At 64.6% G+C, this 18317-nt stretch carries 13 protein-coding genes; 7 read left to right on the forward strand and 6 right to left on the reverse strand.

All coding sequences use genetic code 11. The features are described from left to right. The first annotated feature begins 212 nt into the window (after positions 1 to 212). Complete coding sequence (locus tag QA639_RS02520) at positions 213 to 887, forward strand: Crp/Fnr family transcriptional regulator (RefSeq protein ID WP_016845951.1); 675 nt, start codon at positions 213 to 215, stop codon at positions 885 to 887. Between the two features lie 246 nt (positions 888 to 1133). Here QA639_RS02520 and QA639_RS02525 read toward each other — a convergent pair whose 3' ends face one another. Next, entirely contained in the window at positions 1134 to 1994 is an 861-nt protein-coding gene (locus QA639_RS02525) for an AraC family transcriptional regulator (protein WP_283089102.1), read from the reverse strand. A 185-nt stretch (positions 1995 to 2179) separates the two neighbouring features. Here QA639_RS02525 and QA639_RS02530 point away from each other — a divergent pair, with 185 nt between their 5' ends. The 6 genes from QA639_RS02530 (at position 2180) to QA639_RS02555 (ending at position 9289) form a co-directional block, all read left to right on the forward strand. Then, positions 2180 to 3757, forward strand: coding sequence for an ABC transporter substrate-binding protein (locus QA639_RS02530; RefSeq protein ID WP_283089103.1), 1578 nt, complete (start codon positions 2180 to 2182; stop codon positions 3755 to 3757). Then, positions 3754 to 4755: an ABC transporter permease gene (locus tag QA639_RS02535; protein ID WP_028335185.1), complete on the forward strand. Its 1002-nt coding sequence runs from the start codon at positions 3754 to 3756 to the stop codon at positions 4753 to 4755. Before QA639_RS02530 ends, QA639_RS02535 begins: the two co-directional genes overlap by 4 nt. Beyond that, positions 4755 to 5588: an ABC transporter permease gene (locus QA639_RS02540; RefSeq protein WP_028335186.1), complete on the forward strand. Its 834-nt coding sequence runs from the start codon at positions 4755 to 4757 to the stop codon at positions 5586 to 5588. Before QA639_RS02535 ends, QA639_RS02540 begins: the two co-directional genes overlap by 1 nt. Further along, positions 5585 to 7273 (forward strand): dipeptide ABC transporter ATP-binding protein, encoded by a 1689-nt coding sequence (locus QA639_RS02545; RefSeq protein WP_283089104.1) that lies wholly within the window; start codon positions 5585 to 5587, stop codon positions 7271 to 7273. Before QA639_RS02540 ends, QA639_RS02545 begins: the two co-directional genes overlap by 4 nt. Continuing rightward, complete coding sequence (locus QA639_RS02550; RefSeq protein WP_283089105.1) at positions 7270 to 8571, forward strand: ArgE/DapE family deacylase; 1302 nt, start codon at positions 7270 to 7272, stop codon at positions 8569 to 8571. The genes QA639_RS02545 and QA639_RS02550 overlap by 4 nt, the downstream gene beginning before the upstream one ends. Positions 8572 to 8653: 82 nt before the next feature. Further along, positions 8654 to 9289 (forward strand): pyridoxamine 5'-phosphate oxidase family protein, encoded by a 636-nt coding sequence (locus QA639_RS02555; protein ID WP_028335189.1) that lies wholly within the window; start codon positions 8654 to 8656, stop codon positions 9287 to 9289. Positions 9290 to 9465: 176 nt separating this feature from the next. Here the strand turns inward: QA639_RS02555 and QA639_RS02560 are convergent, their stop codons facing one another. The 5 genes from QA639_RS02560 to QA639_RS02580 form a co-directional block, all read right to left on the reverse strand. Then, on the reverse strand, positions 9466 to 11028 hold the full coding sequence (locus tag QA639_RS02560) for a winged helix-turn-helix domain-containing tetratricopeptide repeat protein (RefSeq protein ID WP_283089106.1): 1563 nt from the start codon (positions 11026 to 11028) through the stop codon (positions 9466 to 9468). Between the two features lie 599 nt (positions 11029 to 11627). After that, positions 11628 to 14780: an efflux RND transporter permease subunit gene (locus tag QA639_RS02565; protein ID WP_157348554.1), complete on the reverse strand. Its 3153-nt coding sequence runs from the start codon at positions 14778 to 14780 to the stop codon at positions 11628 to 11630. Positions 14781 to 14793: 13 nt separating this feature from the next. Then, positions 14794 to 15711, reverse strand: a complete 918-nt coding sequence (locus QA639_RS02570; protein WP_028335192.1) for an efflux RND transporter periplasmic adaptor subunit — start codon at positions 15709 to 15711, stop codon at positions 14794 to 14796. A gap of 244 nt (positions 15712 to 15955) precedes the next feature. Further along, entirely contained in the window at positions 15956 to 16609 is a 654-nt protein-coding gene (locus tag QA639_RS02575) for an OmpA family protein (RefSeq protein WP_157348555.1), read from the reverse strand. 139 nt (positions 16610 to 16748) lie between these two features. Continuing rightward, positions 16749 to 18308 carry a caspase family protein gene (locus QA639_RS02580; protein ID WP_028335194.1) on the reverse strand — a complete coding sequence of 520 codons (1560 nt, stop codon included), beginning with the start codon at positions 18306 to 18308 and terminating at the stop codon, positions 16749 to 16751. Positions 18309 to 18317: the final 9 nt, after the last annotated feature.

An 18317-nucleotide genomic window follows, 5' to 3' on the forward strand; every position in this document is an offset into this window, starting at 1 on the left:
GTCGTTGTTCCAGGCCGGGCAAGCGGGGTTCCGTTGCAGAAAGTCACGGCCGATCACACGAGTTTATCCCGCAAGCGGGAGCTGGCTCCAATGACCGGAAAAATAATCCGTTACCGCATGAACTTATGTGACCTCTCCCACACTCTTATGAGGGTGATTTTTGCTAACCGGGCGTCAGGGGACTGCTCGGATTGGATTTGGAAGGCAGTACAATGAGCAAACAGGCCGAATTTGCGGTCATTCTGAAGATGAATCCGATGTTCGCCGATCTCGGTGCGGACGAGTTGCAGCGGCTTTCCGGCCTCTGCCACACCCAGCAGCTCGCGACCGGTGAGGTGCTGTTCCAGAAAGGCGATCCCGGCGATGCCCTGTTTGGGGTCCGCCGCGGCCAGATTCGGATCGAGACCGGTGCTTCCGACGGCAGCCGGCTCACACTCAACTTCATGGGATCCGGCGATCTGTTCGGCGAAGTCGCCGTGCTCGACGGTCAGGACCGCACCGCGGATGCGACCGCGGGCGAGCCCAGCGAATTATTCGTGTTGCGGCGACAGGATTTCCTCGGCTTCCTCGAGCGCGAGCCGAAGGTTGCGGTCAGGCTGATCGAATTGCTCTGCCAGCGGATTCGTTGGCAGAGCGAGCGGATGGAAGAATCCGTGCTGCAGCCATTGCCGGTCCGCCTCGCACGGCGGCTATGCGCGCTGGCCGAGGATTTCGGTTCCGAGGTGCACATCTCGCAGGAACAGCTCGGCATCTTCGTCGGTGCCGCGCGCGAAAGCGTCAACCGGCAGCTGCAGACCTGGCGCAGGGACGGCATCGTCGACCTGCAACGCGGCCGGATCATGCTGCACAACATGACCAAGCTGACGGCGGTCGCCCGCAACGACTGAATCGGACCGCATACAACGCGCGCGCGAAGGTGAGATTTTCTCGCGCGCGCCGCTTGCGGATGTTGACGCACTCCTGCCTAAAAGACGTGCTTGCATGATGAGGCCGGTACCGCTTTGATCCGGCCGCCGGTCCTTGGGGTGACACCCAGCCTTGCTGGCCTCACGCCATCCACCTGCAAACCCCTGCGGTCTCTCCCGTTGACCGCAGGGGTTTTGCATTTCGATAGATGCGTGACGCGAACGCGCCTACCGCATCACCACTTCGGGATCGGCCCAACGCAGATACTGGCGCGGCGCGGCGCCGAGCTCGCGCTTGAACATCGCGGCGAAAGCGCTCGGACTTTCATAGCCGACGTCGAGCGCAACGCAGGTGACGGCCTCGCCGGCGCCGAGCCGCGCCAGCGCTTCGAGCAGCCGCACCCGCTGGCGCCAGGCCGCAAAGCTCTGGCCGGTCTCGCGCCGGAACAGACGCGTCAATGTCCGCCGGCTGAGCTGGCAGCGATCGGCCCACTCGTCGAGCGTAAGATCGGAACTCGGATCGACCAGCACGGCCTCGCAGATTGCGGCGAGCCGCGGATCGGGCGGCACCTGCACATGCAGCGACACTTCCGGCATCCTGCCGATCTCGTCGAGCAGGAAATCGACCAGCCTGCCGTCGCGCCCTTCCGGATCGTAACGGGTCGGCATGTGCACCGCTTCTTCCATCAACGCCTCGACCAGCGCGGAGACTTTGATCAGGCGGCATGTCGCCGGAGCATTCCTGATGCGGTCAGGCGTGACATAGATGGTCTGGATCTCGACCTCGCCCCATGCCCGCGACTGGTGCGCTACGCCGGCCGGAATCCACAGACCGTGGCCGGGCGGCACGACGAAATGGCCGCGCTCGGTCATCATTGAAGTGACGCCCGCGGTCTGCAGGATGAATTGATCGCGTCGGTGCGCGTGTCGCGCGCTGGTGCTTTCGTTCGGATAGGAGGCCGCCATCGCCGCGAGCGGCCGTTCGACCTGTTGCAGCTGTCCGGCATAGCGCGCGGCGGCTGCGGGACCCGATTGCTTGCGGCAAACGCGCAAGCCGGTGGTGTCATTTCGTCGCGCTGCGACTTTCAAGTGTCGTGAGCTCCTGATCGATCGTCGTTTTCGCAGGGTGCTCATGCATCTTCCGGGCCACTTGGCCCGATCGCGATGGTTGTTGTCCCCCTTCAGGTAGCGCGGGATATAGCGTTTGGCAACAATGCCTCACCCCGCGGCATTCGCCGAAATCGAATGTGAGAGCGCGGAGACGGAGAGGTCCGATGAACAGACGCGAATTCACCAAGGCAATGCTGGCCTGCGGTGCAGCCATCCCGTTCGGCATCACGCGGGCGGTGGGCCAGACCCGCGGTGGGACGCTCAACACCATCATCCAGCCCGAGCCGCCGGTCCTGGTGACCGCGCTGAACCAGCAGCAGCCGACCCTGACGCTCGGCGGCAAGATTTACGAAGGCCTGCTGAAATACGGCGCCGATCTCAAGCCGATGCCAGGCATGGCGCAGTCCTGGGAGATCTCGCCCGACGGCCTGACCTATACGTTCAAGCTGTTTCCGGGCATCACCTTCCACGACGGCAAGCCGATGACCTCGGAGGACGTGGTCTTCAGCTGCATGAAGCTGCTGGTGGAGACGCATCCGCGCGCACGGCAAAATTTCGCCCGTGTGGCGTCGGCGGAGGCGCCCGATCCGCTCACGGTCGTGTTCAAACTGAAGCAGCCGTTCGCACCCTTCATCGGCTGCTTCGATTGCACGTCCGCCCCGATCGTGCCCAAGCACATCTATGACGGCACCGACTACCGCAAGAACCCGGAGAACGACAAGGCGATCGGCACCGGCCCCTTCAAGCTGAAGGAGTGGGTGCGCGGCTCGCATGTTCATCTCGTCCGCCACGACGGCTACTATCAGAAGGACCAGCCCTATCTCGACGAGATCGTCTATCGCGTGATTCCGGATGCGGCCTCGCGCGCGCTGGCGCTCGAGAACGGCACGGTGCAGCTCGTGCAATGGTCAGACGTCGAATTCTATGACGTGCAGCGCTTCAAGGCGCAGAAGAATCTCGAATTCACCACCAAGGGCTACGAGTATTTCGCGCCGCATCAGTGGCTCGAAATGAACAACCGCATCGCCCCGATGAACGACAAGCGGTTCCGGCAGGCGGTGATGCACCTGATCGATCGCGAGGCGTTCAGCAAGCGGGTCTATTTCGGCAATGCCAAGGTGGCGACCGGACCGATCTCGTCGAAGACGCGGTTCTACGATCCGAACGTGAAGCGCTACGAGTTTTCGGTCGACAAGGCCAAGGCCCTGCTCGACGACATGGGACTGAAGCCTGGCGCCAATGGCAAGCGCGCCGAGATCAAGTACATCGTGCCGCCCTATGGCGAGTCCTATCAGCGTGCCGGCGAATTCTTCCGCCAGAGTTTTGCGCGGGTCGGCATCGATCTCGTGCTTGTCGGCACCGACATGGCCGGGTGGGCCGAGAAGGTCGGCAACTGGGACTATGAGATGACCCAGAATCTGCTCTACCAGCTCGGCGATCCCGCGCTCGGCGTCGCTCGCACCTATATTTCGTCGAACATCAAGAAGGGCATCCTGTTCTCCAACACGCAAGGCTATTCGAATCCCGAAGTCGACAAACTGTTCGACGAGGCCGCGGTGACGCTCGATGAAGCCAGGCGCCAGGAGCTCTATAGCAAGGTGCAGCAGATCCTGGTCGAGGATGTGCCGGTGGCCTGGACGCTCGAGATCGAATATCCCATCATCTACGACAAGGCGTTCAAGAACATCGTGACGACGGGCATCGGCTCGCACGAAACCTTTGGGTCGGTCTACAAATCGTGACCCGGCTCGGCAGCGCCGCGACGATCGGACTTCAGGCGATCAGCCGCATCGCCCAACTCGTCGCCGTGATCCTCGCCATCGCGACGTTCAACTTCGTGCTGGTGCGCGCCGCGCCCGGCGATCCGGCTCAGGTCATGGCCGGGCAATCCGGCGCGTCCGATCCGAAGCTGCTCGACGATCTGCGCAAGGAATATGGCCTCGACAAGCCGTATTTCGTGCAGCTCGTGAGCCACCTCGGCCGCGTCGTCAGGCTCGATCTCGGCTATTCCTATCGCCAGCGCCGTCCGGTCGTCGATCTGATCCTCGAACGGCTTCCGGCGACGCTGTTGCTGACCGTCACGGCCTTTTGCCTCGCGCTCCTGATCGGCACCGCGCTCGGCGCGCTGGCCGGGCTCGCGGCCGGCAGCGTGCTCGACACGGTGTTCACCGTGCTCTCGCTCGTGCTCTACGCGACGCCGGTGTTCTGGCTCGGCCTGATGCTGGTGCTGGTGTTCTCGGTGACGCTCGGCTGGCTGCCGCCGTTCGGCTACGAGACCATCAACGTCCAGCTCTCGCCGGTCGAGCATGCGCTCGACATCATGAAACACATGATCATGCCGGTCACGTCGCTGGCGGCGATCTATCTGGCGATCTATGCGCGGCTGATGCGATCCTCGATCATCGAGGTCGCGCAGCAGGATTTCATCAAGACCGCGCGCGCCAAGGGCTTGTCCGGAACGCGCATCGTGGTCGGCCACATGCTGCGCAATGCGCTGGTGCCGGTCGTCACTGTTGCCGGCATGCAGGCCGGCGCGCTGGTCGGCGGCGCTGTGGTGATCGAGACGGTGTTTGCCTGGCCGGGCCTTGGTCGCCTGACTTTCGAGGCACTGCTGCAGCGCGACTATCCGGTCCTGCTCGGCATCTTCCTGATCCTCTCGATCGTCGTGATCGCGCTCAACCTGCTCACCGACCTGGTCTACCGGTTGATTGATCCCCGCATGACCACGGGAGCGGCGTGATGGACACGGTGCGCGCCTTCCTGCGTCATCCGAGCGGAATGATCGGCCTCGTCCTGCTGCTGGTCGTTGTTGTCGTCGCGGTCATCGCGCCGATCGCGTTTCCGGTCTCGCCCTGGGAGATGGTCGGCGCGCCGTTCACGCCGCCCGGCGAGGACGGATTATGGCTCGGCGGCGACACGCTCGGCCGCGACGTCGCCGCCGGCGTCGCCTATGGCGCACGCGTGTCGCTCCTGATCGGCATCGCCTCGGCGCTCGCGGCGATGGCGATCGGCGTCGTGATCGGCGCGATGTCCGGCTATTTCGGCGGCAAGGTCGATCTGGTGCTGATGCGGATGACGGAATTGTTCCAGACCATTCCGGCCTTCGTGCTGGCCATCCTGCTGGTCGCGACCTTCAATCCGTCGCTGCTGACGATCATCCTGACCATCGGCGCGGTGAGCTGGCCGCCGCTGGCGCGGCTCACGCGCGCCGAATTCCTCCGTCTGCGGCACCGCGAATTCGTCGAGGCCGCGCTGTGCCAGGGTGAACGCACCTGGCGCATCGTGCTCGGCCATATCCTGCCGAACGCGATCTCGCCGATCCTGGTGGTGACGTCGCTGACGGTGGCCACTGCGATCCTGCTGGAGAGCGCGCTGTCCTTCATGGGGCTCGGCGACCCCAATCTGATGTCGTGGGGCTTCATGATCGGCGCGGGCCGCACCGTGATCCGGAACGCGTGGTGGATGAGCGTGTTTCCCGGCCTTGCCATCCTCGTCACCGTGCTGGCGATCAACCTGTTCGGCGAGGGACTGTCGGATGTCCTCAACCCGCGCGTCTCGAGGCGCCGCTCATGAGCGAAGCCATGCAGTCCGGCGCGCCCGTTCTTGCCGTCGAGGGCCTCTCGATCGCGCTCCCCAAGGGGGGCGATCGGCCCTTCGCGGTCGAGAATGTGTCGTTTGAAATCAGGCCCAACGAGGTGGTTTGCCTGGTCGGGGAATCCGGCTCCGGCAAGTCGATGATCGCGCATGCGGTGCTGTCGCTGTTGCCGCGGGGTGTCGACATCGCGTCCGGCGCCGTGACGGTTGCAGGGCAGGATCCATCGAAGCTCGACGGCCGCGCTCTCCGCAAGCTGCGCGGCGGCAACGCCGCGATGATCTTTCAGGAGCCGTTGTCCTCGCTCAATCCCCTGAAGCGCGTCGGCAGACAGATCGAGGAGATGATCCTGGCGCACCAGCGGCCTGCGCCCTCGGTGACCGAACTCCGCGAGCGGGTGCTGACGCTGCTGACCCAGGTCGGGCTGCCGAATCCGCAGTTGCTCGAAAAGAGCTACCCGTTCGAGCTTTCCGGCGGCCAGCGTCAGCGCGTGATGATCGCGATGGCGATGGCCAACCGCCCCGCGCTCCTGATCGCGGACGAGCCGACCACCGCGCTCGATGTCACGACCCAGCGCCAGATCCTGCACCTGATCGACGATCTTCGGCGCGAGCGCGGCATGGGCGTGCTGCTGATCACCCATGATTTCGGCGTTGTCGCCGACGTTGCCGATCGCGTTGTGGTGCTGCGCCATGGCAAGGTGGTCGAGCAGGGCACGGCCAGCGAGGTGCTTCGCAGTCCGCAGGCCGCCTACACGCGCGAATTGATCGACGCGGTGCCGAAGGCGCGCCTCGCCGGCATCCACGAGGCCATCGCGCGTCCCGAGCCGCTGCTGGAGGTCATCGGCCTGCAAAAGACCTTTCGGGTCAAGCGCGGCTGGTTGCAGCCGCCGCGCGAGGTGGTCGCCGCCGATGGCGTCTCGCTGACGCTGCACGAGGGCGAGACGCTCGCGGTGGTCGGCGAATCCGGCTCCGGCAAGTCGACGCTCGGGCGCATGATTATGCGGCTCACCGAACCTGACGCCGGCGCCATCCGCTTTGGCGGCGCGGATCTCCGGCAGCTGCGCGGCGAGGCGTTGCGCCAGGCGCGGCGCCAGCTCCAGATCGTGTTCCAGGATCCGTTTGCCAGTCTCGATCCACGCCAGAAGGTCGGCGATGCCATCGCGCGCGGTCCGATGGCCTATGGCACGTCGCGGGCCGAGGCGATGGCCCAGGCGAACAAGCTCCTGGTGCGGGTCGGTCTGTCGGCGACCGCCGCCGATCGCTACCCGCACGAATTCTCGGGCGGCCAGCGCCAGCGCATCTGCATCGCGCGGGCGCTGGCGCTGAAACCGCGGGTTCTGATCGCCGACGAGGCGGTGTCGGCACTGGACGTCTCGGTGCAGGCCCAGGTGTTGGCGCTGCTCGCCGAGTTGCGCCGGGAGATGCGGCTTGCGATGATCTTCATCACGCACGATTTGCGGATCGCCGCCGAGATCGCCGACCGCGTCATCGTCCTGCAGAAGGGGCGTATCGTGGAGGAAGGCACCACCGCCGAAGTGTTCACCGCGCCGCGCCAAGCCTACACTCGCGATCTGCTCGACGCGATTCCCGGGCGCGATTTCTTCGACCAGCCGGGCCTGGCGGTCGCGGCCGATGCACGCCCCACAGCAAGGATCAATTCATGACCGACAGCCGTTCAGTCCCCCTTCCGGCCGGCGCGCGCGAGCGCATCGAGGCGGCTGTCGACGCCGCCTTCGAGCAGCAGCTCGCGACCACGATCGCCTTCTCGTCGATTCCCAGCACGCGCGGCCAGGAAGGTCCGTGCCAGGACATGTTCGCGAAGCTGCTGCGCGAGCGTGGCTATGAGATCGACGACTGGGTGATCAATCAGGACGAACTGAAGACGCTGCCCGGCTACGGGCCGGTCGAGACCGATTTTTCCCGCGCGCGGACCGTCGTCGGCACCTATCGGCCGGCGCGCGAGGAGGGACGCTCGCTGATCCTTCAGGGGCATTGCGACGTGGTGCCGGTCGGGCCGCTCGACATGTGGGAGCGGCCCCCGTTCCAGCCGGTGGTCGAGGACGGCTGGCTCTATGGCCGCGGCACCGGCGACATGAAGTCGGGCACCATTGCCGCGCTCTACGCGCTCGATGCGGTGAAGGCCGCGGGCTTTGCGCCGAAGGGCCGCATCCATCTGCAATCCGTGATCGAGGAGGAGAGCACCGGTCTCGGCGCGCTCTCGACGTTGCAGCGAGGTTACCGTGCCGATGCCTGCCTGCTGCCGGAGCCGACCGAGGAACGGTTGATGCGCGCCCAGGTCGGCGTGATCTGGTTTCGCCTCAAGGTTCGCGGAATCCCGGTCCATGTCGCACGTGCCGGCACCGGCTCCAACGCCATCCGCGCCGCCTATCATCTGATCGGCCATCTCGACGCGCTCGAGGCGGAGTGGAACGAGCGTGCCAAGTCGCATCGCTACTTCGGCGCGGTGCATCACCCGCTCAACTTCAATCCCGGCATCATCAAGGGCGGCGACTGGGCCTCCAGCGTGCCGGCGTGGTGCGACGTCGATTGCCGGATCGGCATCCTGCCGGGATGGAAAATCGCCGACGGCCAGGCCGAGATCGTCGCGTGCGTGACCAAGGCCGCCAGGGCCCATCCGTTCCTCGCCAACAATCCGCCAGAGATCGTCTGGTCCGGCTTCCTGTCGCCGGGCTATGAAGCGACCGAGGTTCAGGAGAGCGAGGCGGTCCTCGGCTCGGTCTACGAGCATGTGTTCGGGCGCAAGCTGACTGATTTTCCCTCGACCGCGCTGACGGATGCACGCTTCTATGGCCTGGACTATGGTGTTCCCGCATTCTGCTTCGGCGCCAGGATGGAGAACGCGCACGGCTTCAATGAACGGGTCCAGCTCGATTCGCTGAAGAAGGTCACCAAGGCCTATGCCCTCTTCGTCGCGAGTTGGTGTGGCATCGACGCGGTATAGAGCATGATCCGGAAAAGTGCGAAGCGGTTTTCCGACAAGATCATGCTCAACGAATTGAGACAAACCAAACGGGAGGTTCGATATGGGTGACCAGAATGCAGGCGGCAAGCCGCCGGTCAAATCGCAGGAGGATCTTCGTGCGCATTTCGGGCAATTGAGCCCGCTCGCCGAGAAAAAGGTGCTCTACCATCTCGACAAGTTCTGCCGCGACTTCATCGCGCTGTCGCCGTTCCTCGTCATTGCTTCCAGCGACGGCAAGGGTCATGCCGACGCCAGTCCGCGCGGCGATGCGCCGGGCTTCGTCTCCGTGCTCGACGACAAGACGCTGCTGATCCCGGATCGGCGCGGCAACAACCGAGTCGATACGTTCGGCAACATCATCGCGTCGCCCGGGATCGGGCTGATCTTCATGGTGCCCGGCATCAACGAAACGCTGCGCGTCAACGGGCGGGCCGAGATCTCGCAGGAGCCGGATCTGTTGACGCCGCTGACGGTGCAGAACGTCACGCCGATCATCGGGCTCAAGGTGCATGTCGACGAGACCTACTTCCACTGCGGCAAGGCGCTGATGCGCTCGAAGCTCTGGAATCCCGCCGCGCAGGTCGAGCGCCACAGCTTTCCGACGCTTGGCCGAATCATCGCCGAGCAGACCGCCGCGATCGAGGTCGAGGTCGCCGAGAAGGCGATGGAAGAGGCCTATCGCACGCGGCTCTATTAGTGCGCGACGAGGAAGGACGTGTACCTATAAGTCCATCCTCCCGAGCGGCGTCCGCATTACCGTCAGAAGCGGACAAAAGAGGCGTGCTTGGACATGTCAGCTAAGGGCCAAAAGCAGACCTCCGATGCCGGCGTCCACAACGCAATGAGCCAGAAGCGGACATTCTACGCAGCGGGTTATTCGGGCAACCCCGCTTTCCGAAGACCCTCAACAAACAGCGTTGAGTGTTTGGGAACCTGGGCGATCCACGCCGATATTGTAAAGGCCGGATCGACCTCAAGCACGCGCCCCGCCGCCTCGTGCGCCTCAGCGTCGCGTCCGAGATGGGCGAAGGCGGACGCAAGGCCGCGGTAAGCTGGCGTGAAGGAGGGGTTATGACGAAGGGCTTTCTTAAATAGTACGATCGCCTCGTCAAAGCGGCTAAGCCTCAAAAGGGCATTCCCAATGCCAAAAAAGGTCATGTGTAGCAGCGGGTCTACGGGGCTCATGCGAACGGCGCGTTCAAAGCTCCGTATCGCTTCCTCTGGAAGCCCCGCCAATATATAGACCCAGCCTCTGTTGTTCCAAGTGCGCCACGAGTTTGGGTTGAGCGCGACCGCCCGGTCAGCCATTTCGATCTCGGCTTCGCTATCGCCGACTATGCCCGCCAAGATTACTGCAATCCTCGACAGCGTGTCCGGATCACCATCATCGATGCTCAATGCCAAACGAGCAAGCCGAACTGCTTCCTTGCAGTCGAACTGGGGATCGTTGGCATACCCTAGAGCGACGTTGCTCGCATGGCAGTCACCTGCCAAAGCCGCCGCAGAGCCGAACCCCGGGTCTAGCTCCAAAGCGCGATGAGCCAGCTTGATCGCCTCGGCTAAACTTTCGCGGGTCGTCAGGTGATACTGGTGGATGGCTCGGAGAAAAAAGTCATAGGCAGTGAGGTTCTCTGGTCGCCGCCGCGTCGCCATTGCAATCTCTGTTTGAAGCATCTTTGGCTGAATAGCCGAGACGACGGCGAGGGTAACTTCGTCCTGAAGAGAGAAGACATCGGTCAGGTCACGCTCAAACCTGTCCGCCCATAAATGCGCGCCAGTAACCGCATCGATCAACTGCCCCGTGATGCGAACTTTCCCTGACGCCTTCCGCACAGCTCCCCCGAGGACATACCGCACGCCGAGCCTTCGCCCCACTTCCTTGATATCGACTGCGCGGCCCTTGAAGGTGAAGCTCGAATTGCGCGAGATGACGAACAGCGATCTGAAGCGCGACAGAGCCGTGATGATTTCTTCCACCATGCCTTCGGCGAAGAATTCTTGCTCTGGATCGACGCTCATGTTCTCAAATTGCAGTACGGCGATGGAGGGTTTGTCGGGGAGCGCAAGGTCGGGTTGTTGAAGTTCTACCTGCTGGTGGTCGGTAACTGCTGCGTCCACCTGTTCCAGCTCTTCCCGGACTGCTCCGACGAAACGGAAGCCCTTGCGCGGCAGTGTTTTGATGAAGCGCTGTTCCTCGCCGGAATCGCCGAGCGCAATCCGGGCGGCATTCAGCCGGGTTGTCAGAGCCGCGTCAGATACGATGCGCCCATTCCAGATGGCTCTGATGAGGTCGTCTTTGCTGACAACTCGATCCCTGTTGCGGATTAGGTAATCGATCAGGTCAAAAACCTGGGGCGCGACGGAGACGACGTCTACCCCGCGATGCACCTCGCGCCGGTCGACGTCGAATGAATACTCCCCGAAAAGATAGCGCAAGCTCCCAATCCCTTTAGACGGACGGTCATCAGGTCCCTTGCAATAGTTGGAACGCGAAGAATAAGCTGCTGGTGGGAAAAATAAAAGCAACACATCAAGCGCGCCGGAGTCTGGCGGTCGACGGTCCCAGTTGGGCACGGCCAGTCGCGTCGGTACGCAAATGCCGACTTCTGATGTGGGTCAAAAGGCGATATCCCTGACCGTCAGGTCGCATGTCTGGTTCGCGCCTGAAAGTGTGCTTCCCAGTTCATGAGTACGCGCCCCTAGGTCGAATAGCGACCGCAACGGCGCTGCGCTCCCTCGCTCCGTTCCTACGGGAGCGAGACAAGCGATGCTTGCCCTTAGAGGGTTAGGGTGAGGAGCCGCCTCCGCGCATATGGTGATAGCCGGAGTATGCGGAGATTCCCCGCACCCGGGCCATTGCGAGCGATGCCTGCACGATTTCGGAATTTTGGAAAAATACCCCTGATTTGCCCGACGTGTCAAGTCGCCGTGTCGAATGCCGGCCGCCGTCGGCTCCTTTGCATGCGGTTGTTTTCGATATTTTTGGAGTACGTCATCTCGTACGGGTCGCACCGCCGACGCGGTGCGAGCTCAGCTCATTCCGCGGCGGGCGAGATCATGTTCGGCGGGCCGGGCGGCCGCTTGGTGTCGTCGGACTGGTGCTCGTTCGGGGTCAGCTCGTGGTCGGCATGCGAGACCACGAGCCGTTTGCCGAAGCGCCAGATTAGGCCGCCGATGTCGTCCATCACCATGAACATCGCCGGCACGAACACCAGCGACAGCGCGGTCGAGAAGATCAGGCCGCCGATCACCGCGAGCGCCATCGGCGAGCGGAATTCGCCGCCGGCGCCGAACGCGAGCGCTGACGGCGTCATGCCGGCGGCCATCGCGATGGTGGTCATCACGATCGGGCGGGCGCGCTTCATGCCGGCGTCGATCATGGCTTCCTCGCGCGCCTTGCCGTCGCGGATCGCCTCCACCGCGAACTCCACCAGCATGATGGCGTTCTTGGTGACGATGCCCATCAGCATCAGGATGCCGATCCACACCGGCGTGGTGAGCTGCTTGCCGGTCAGCAGCAGCGCGCCGATCGCGCCGCCGATCGAAAGCGGCAGCGAGAACAGGATGGTGATCGGCTGCAGGAAGGTGCCGAACAGCAGCACCAGCACGGCATAGACCATCATCAGGCCGGCAGTGATCGCGGTGGCGAAGCCGTCGGACAGTTCGGCGAGGCTCTCGGCGTCGCCGGACGGGCTGACCCTCACGCCCTTCGGCAGGGTCTTCATGACCGGCAGGTCGTAGATCAGCTTGGTGGCGTCGCCGAGCGCGGCATTGCCGACGAGATCGGCGGCGACGGTGGCCTGCCGCTCGCGGTCGTAGCGGTTGATGCTGGTCGGGCCCTGGTCGAGCTGGATGTCGGCGACCACGGACAGCGGCACGCCGCCGCGTTCGCCGCGCTGGCCGAGCGGCACCCGCAACTGCTCCAGCATCTGCAGGTCGCTGCGCGCATTGTCCTCGAGCTGGACGCGGATCGGCACCTGGCGGTCGCCGGCGTCGAACTTCGCCAGCGCCGGGCCGACGTCGCCGATGGTGGCGACACGGATGGTCTGCGACAGGCTTTCGGTCGAGACGCCGAGCCGGGCCGCGAGCTCGGCGCGCGGGCGAATGCGCAGCTCGGGCCGGTCGAGCGCGGTCTCCGAGATCACGTTGGCGATGATCGGAATCCGCTTCATCTGCGTCGCGAGTTCGCTGGCGACGTTGTTGACGATGTTGCTGTCGGTGCCGGTGACGACCAGCGAGATCGCGCGCAGGCCGTTCTCGTCGAGGAACCAGAACCTGATATCCGGGACGTTATCGAGCTCCTTGCCGATCGACAGCTCGAGCTCACGCTGGGTGATCTTGCGGTCGGCCTTCGGCGTGTAGTTGATGATCAGCGCGGCGCGGCGGACTTCCTGGAGGCCCGGCGGCACCCGGCCGCCGTCGACGAACACGCTTCGTACCTCGGGCCGCTTGCGCAGCCGCGCCACGATCTCCTCGGTGACTTTCTCCGTGTAGGCGAGCTGCGAGCCGGGCGGCAGCTCCATCGCGAGTAGCGAGCGCGCGGTGTCCTGCGCCGGCAGGAAGCCCTGCGGCAGCAGCGTGATGCTCCAGATCGACGCGGCGAAGATCGCAAAGCCGATCAGCACGGTGATGAAATAGTGCTTCACCGACCAGGTGACGAGGCTGTGATAGCCGCGCAGGATCGGGCCGGGCGGTGGATCGTCGTGGTCATGATGCTTGAGGAAGTAGGCGGCCAGCATCGGCGTCACGAAGCGCGCGGCGAGCAGCGAGAAGAACACCTGCACCGACACGGTGATGCCGAACTGCTTGAAGAACTGCCCGGCAATGCCGGACATGAAGCTCGCCGGCGCGAAGATCGCGATGATCGTGAGTGAGATCGCGATCACCGCAAGGCCGATCTCGTCGGCGGCTTCGAGGGCGGCACGATAGGGCGTCTTGCCCATCCGCATGTGGCGGACGATGTTCTCGATCTCGACGATGGCATCGTCGACCAGGATGCCGGTCGAGAGCGTGATGGCGAGGAAGGAGACGAGGTTGAGCGAGAAGCCGAGCAGGTCCATCGCCCAGAATGCCGGGAAGATGGACAGCGGCAGCGAGACCGCCGCGATGATCGTGGCGCGCATGTCGCGCAGGAACAGCAGCACGATGATCACGGCGAGGATCGCGCCCTCGAACAAGGTCGAGATCGCGGCCTCGTAATTGCCTTTGGTGAACTCGACCGAGGTGTCGATCAGCTTGAGGTCGACGTCGGGATAGGCCACCTTCAGCGCGTCGATCCGCTTCTGTACCGCGGCCGCGACGACGACGTCGCTGGCGCCCTTGGAGCGCTTGATGCCAAGCGCGACCACCGGCTCGCCGTTGAAGCGGGCGAAGGTGCGCCGGTCAGCGATGGTGTCGGTGACGGTGCCGAGATCGTCGAGCCGGATCTCGCCGCCGCCGAACAGCGGGATCATGGTGCCGGCGAGCTCGTTCAGCGTCTTGGCGCCGGCCAGCGTCCGGATCGCCTGGTCGTTCTTGCCGATCTCGGCGCGGCCGCCGGCGACGTCGACATTGGTGCCGCGCAGGATCTGGCTGACATTGACCGCGGTGAGCCCCACTGCCTGCAGCTTGTCGGGATCGAGCGAGACCAGGATCTCGCGCTCGACACCGCCGATGCGCTCGACCTGGGCGACGCCGCGCACGCCCTGCAGGGCGCGCTTGACCACGTCGTCGACGAAATAGGACAGCTGCTCCGGCGTCTTGCCGGGCGAGATCGCGGCATAGGTCACGATCGGCAGGCCGATCACGTCGACGCGCTGGATCAGGGGCTCGGTGACGTTCTGCGGCAGGTTGGCGCGCACGCGCGTCACCGCGTCCTTGACGTCGTTGAGCGCGCGGTCGGTGTTGGTCTCCAGCGCGAACTGGATCGTGGTCACCGACAGGCCGTCGGTGATCGAGGAGGAGATGTGGCGCACGCCCTCGACGCCGGAGACGCCGTCTTCGATGGTCTTGGTGACCTGCGATTCAAGTTCCGACGGCGCGGCGCCGAATTGCGAGACCGCGACCGAGATCACCGGAATGTCGGCGCTCGGCAGCCGTGTCACCGCGAGCTTGGTGAAGGAGACCCAGCCCAGCACGAGCAGGATGATCGAGAAGACGATCGAGGGAAGCGGGTTCCGGATCGACCATGCCGAGATGTTCAAAGCCATTAGCGTGCCCGAATTACCGTGATCGCGTGCGATCGAGTTCGTCGGCGAACATGGTCTTGATCTGGTCGCCGTCATGCAGCGAGGTGCCAGCATCGGCCACGACGATTTCGCCGACGTCGAGGCCTTCAAGGATTTCGGTCGAGGTGTCGGAGGTCAGCCCGACGCGCACCCTGCGGGTCTCGACGGTGTTGCCTTTCACGACCTGCAGGGTCAGGCGGTCGATCGCGGTGCGCGGCACCGCGACGCCGCAGGAGCGCTTGGCGTCGATATTGGCGCGCGCGAACATGCCGACCTTCAGCGTCGGATTGTTGTTGATGGTGATGCGGACATGCCCGAGCTGGGTGGTGCGGTCGATCTGCGGCGAGATCTGGCGGACCTTGCCGACCATGTCGGGCGCATCGTCGCGGCTGATCCGCACATTGGCGCCGGGATTGAGTTTCAGCAGCTGGAAGCCCGGCACCTCGGCGTCGAGCTCGATCTCGTTGTTGATCGAGATCTTGAACATCGGGGGAGCCTGCGGCGAAGCCGGCGCACCGGGCGCGGTGCGCACCTCGGTGACGAGGCCGGCGGCCGGCGCCCGCAGCACAAGCGGCTTGGCATTGGCCTGTGCGGCCTGCTGCGGCGGCGGGGTCAGCCGCGCCAGTTCCTGGTTCTCGGTCACGGTATCGCCCTCGCGGACCAGCACGTCGGTGACCTTGGAGCCGTCCTGGTCGACATTCACCTGCGCCTCGCGGCGCGGCACGATGAAGCCGGTGACGCGGACCATGTCGGAGAAGCAGGCATTGGTCGACTTCGTCACCACGACCAGTGCCTGGCCCGGCGTCTCCTTCTCCTCCGGATGCGAGCGGTGCTCGAACGCGTAATAGGCGATCGCGAGGGCGAGGAAAAACACCGTGCCGAGCGCAGGCTTGAGGTATTGGGAAAAATTCATCGCCTGATCAATCCAGAGCTTGGCGCGTCATGGGCGTTGGTCGAAGTCTCATCACGCTCGCTATCGTATTGCCTGGGCATTCGGAAGGCCGGTGCCATTGTTCCGGATCATGCCCTGACATGTGAGGCGGGTCACCTGTGGGCCGCTTTGGGTCTCGGCCCAACAGCATTGGCCCTAAAGCAAATGCGCCCCGCCGGGGTGCGGGACGCATTGTAGCCTCAAAAAGGGGCCACGCCACCGCCCATCACTTGGCGGCGGTGGCCTTGTTTTCCACGTTCACGACCTGCACGCGCCGGTTCATCTCCGCCATCGGGTGGCTCGGGTCCTTCAGCTTGCTCTTGCCATAGCCGACGGTGACGAGATCGGTGCCGTTGATGCCGTATTTGTCGACGAGATAGCGCTTGATGGCGTCGGCGCGGCGTTCCGAGAGGCCCTGATTGTAGTCCTCGCCACCGGCGGCGTCGGTGTGGCCGGCGACCACGAAGGTCGAGCCCTTCAGGTCCTGATTGGTCAAGGCGCGGCCGAGCGCCTGCACCGACGGCAGCGACTTCGCGCTGATGTCGGCGGAGTTGTAGTCGAAGTTGATCTCGAGGTCGATCTTGGGCTTGTCCTGGACGATGGTCGCGATTTCCTCGCGCTCGGCCGAGGACAGCGAGCGGGTGGCGCGGCCGCGGACACTCTGCACGAATTTGGCCTGGTCTGCGTTCAGCTCCGGCGAGGTGGTCTGCGGGCCGGCCGAAAGGCCGCGGGTCAGCGGCTTCTTGTCGGGCGTCAGCGCCCTGATGATCTGGTCCTCGGTGACATCGTCACCGGCGCGGGCGGCCGCCAGGCAAAACGACAGCGCGGCGCCAACGGTCATGATTGAAACGATGGCGGCCTTTGCCGACGGCTTGAACATTGCGGTCCCTCCTGCGCAGGCTGGCGCGGTTCCAACGACTATCCAGATTGATTGCCGGCATTGCGGCCCGGCACGCACCCTCTGATTAGTCGCTCAATTCCGTCAGCGGTTCGAGCCGCGGGCAGACCTTCGTCCGTTGTCACTGCACGCCGTAGTCGGCGAATTCCTTGACGATGTTCGGGTCCATCGCCTTGGCGTTGGCGATATCGAGATCGCCCTCCGCGACTGCGCCGTTGCGTTGCTTTGCGAGCCCGCGCCCGTACAGCGACGAGGTCAGCCGCGGGTTGATCTTCAGCGCGGCGTCGAAATCGGCGATCGCGTTCTTGTTCTGCCCGCCCTTCAGGTTCATCAGCCCGCGGCTGTCGAGCGCATCGACGAAGTTCGGACGCAGCCGCAGCGCCTCGTTGCAGTCCTTCAGCGCCGCCTGCAGGTCGCCGATCACGGTGCGGACCCAGCAGCGGTTGTTATAGGCCTCGACATCCTTCGGGTTCAGCCGCAGCGAATTGGTGAAGTCCTTCACCGCGAGGTCGTAGGCCCCCTTGCTGGCATAGACCTGGCCGCGGCGATACAGCGCCGCTGCGTCATCGGGATTCTTGTCCAGCTTTTCGCTCAGGCTCTTGATCGTCGGATCATCGGCGAGCACAGGCGAATTGCTCGGCGCCGGCGTGGGCTGGATCACCACTGGCGGCGGAGCCGCGGGCGGTGGCAGGGCGATCTCGGGCGCCTTGGGCTGGGGTGACGGTGCGGTCGGCGCTGCCGCGACCGGAGGCTTCGGCGGCGCCGGTGATGGTGTCGGCGCTGTTGCCGCTGGTGGCGTCGGGGTTGCCGCAGGCGGTGTCGGCGTTGCTGCGGGCGGAGCCGGCGGAGGTGCGACCGGCGGTGCCGCTGCCACCTCGGGTGACGGCGACGCGGCGGGTGCCGGCGCGGCGTTCGACGGCCCGCCCGTGCCGGCCGGAATGAACGAGAAATCCTCGGCCAGTGACGACGAGATCCACGGCACCTGTTCCTGCCGCGAGGCGCGGGTGACGCCGACGCGGGTGCGGTTCAGCGTTTCCTCGGCCATCAGGTCGGGGGTGCGGATCTCTTTCAGGAGTTCCCGCACGAACAGGCTGTGGTCGTTGCCATTGTCGGAGACGACGGACGACAGCGCGGCCGAATACATCACCAATGTACCGTTCGGGGCGATCACCGGGGCCAGCCCTGCCGAAAAGCTGCGGAAGCGCCGCTCGAACGGGTTGCGCCGCGAGGCGTCGATCAAGGCGATCTTCACCCCGGCGCCACGGCTGTTGATTTCCCCGAGCACGGTCTCGAGGCTGAAGCCGTCGCGGCGCACGTCGGCCTCGGCCCAGATCTGCGCATCGATCGGGATCATGTAGCTCTGCCGGTTCGACTGGATACCGTAACCGGAGAAGAAGATCAGGGCGACCGAGCCCGGCTTGATCTTGCCGTAGAGCCGGTCGAAGGCGCGGCGCATGCCGTCGCCGGTCAGGTTCTCCCCGACCTCGACGGTGAAGCCGTCGCGCTTGAGCTCGTCGGCGACGTCACGGGCGTCATTGACCGGCTCCTTCAGCGGTGCGTCGGCGTCGGGATATTTGGCGTTGCCGATGACCAGCGCGAAACGGTCGCCGGCGGCAAAGGACAAAGCGGGCGCCGCGATTGAAAAAATCAGCGTGGCGAGCAAGGCAAGGCGGATTTTCATAATCGCAGC

Origin of the sequence: Bradyrhizobium pachyrhizi (assembly GCF_029714545.1) — a bacterium.
In the GTDB taxonomy this organism is placed as follows: Bacteria; Pseudomonadota; Alphaproteobacteria; order Rhizobiales; family Xanthobacteraceae; genus Bradyrhizobium; species Bradyrhizobium pachyrhizi.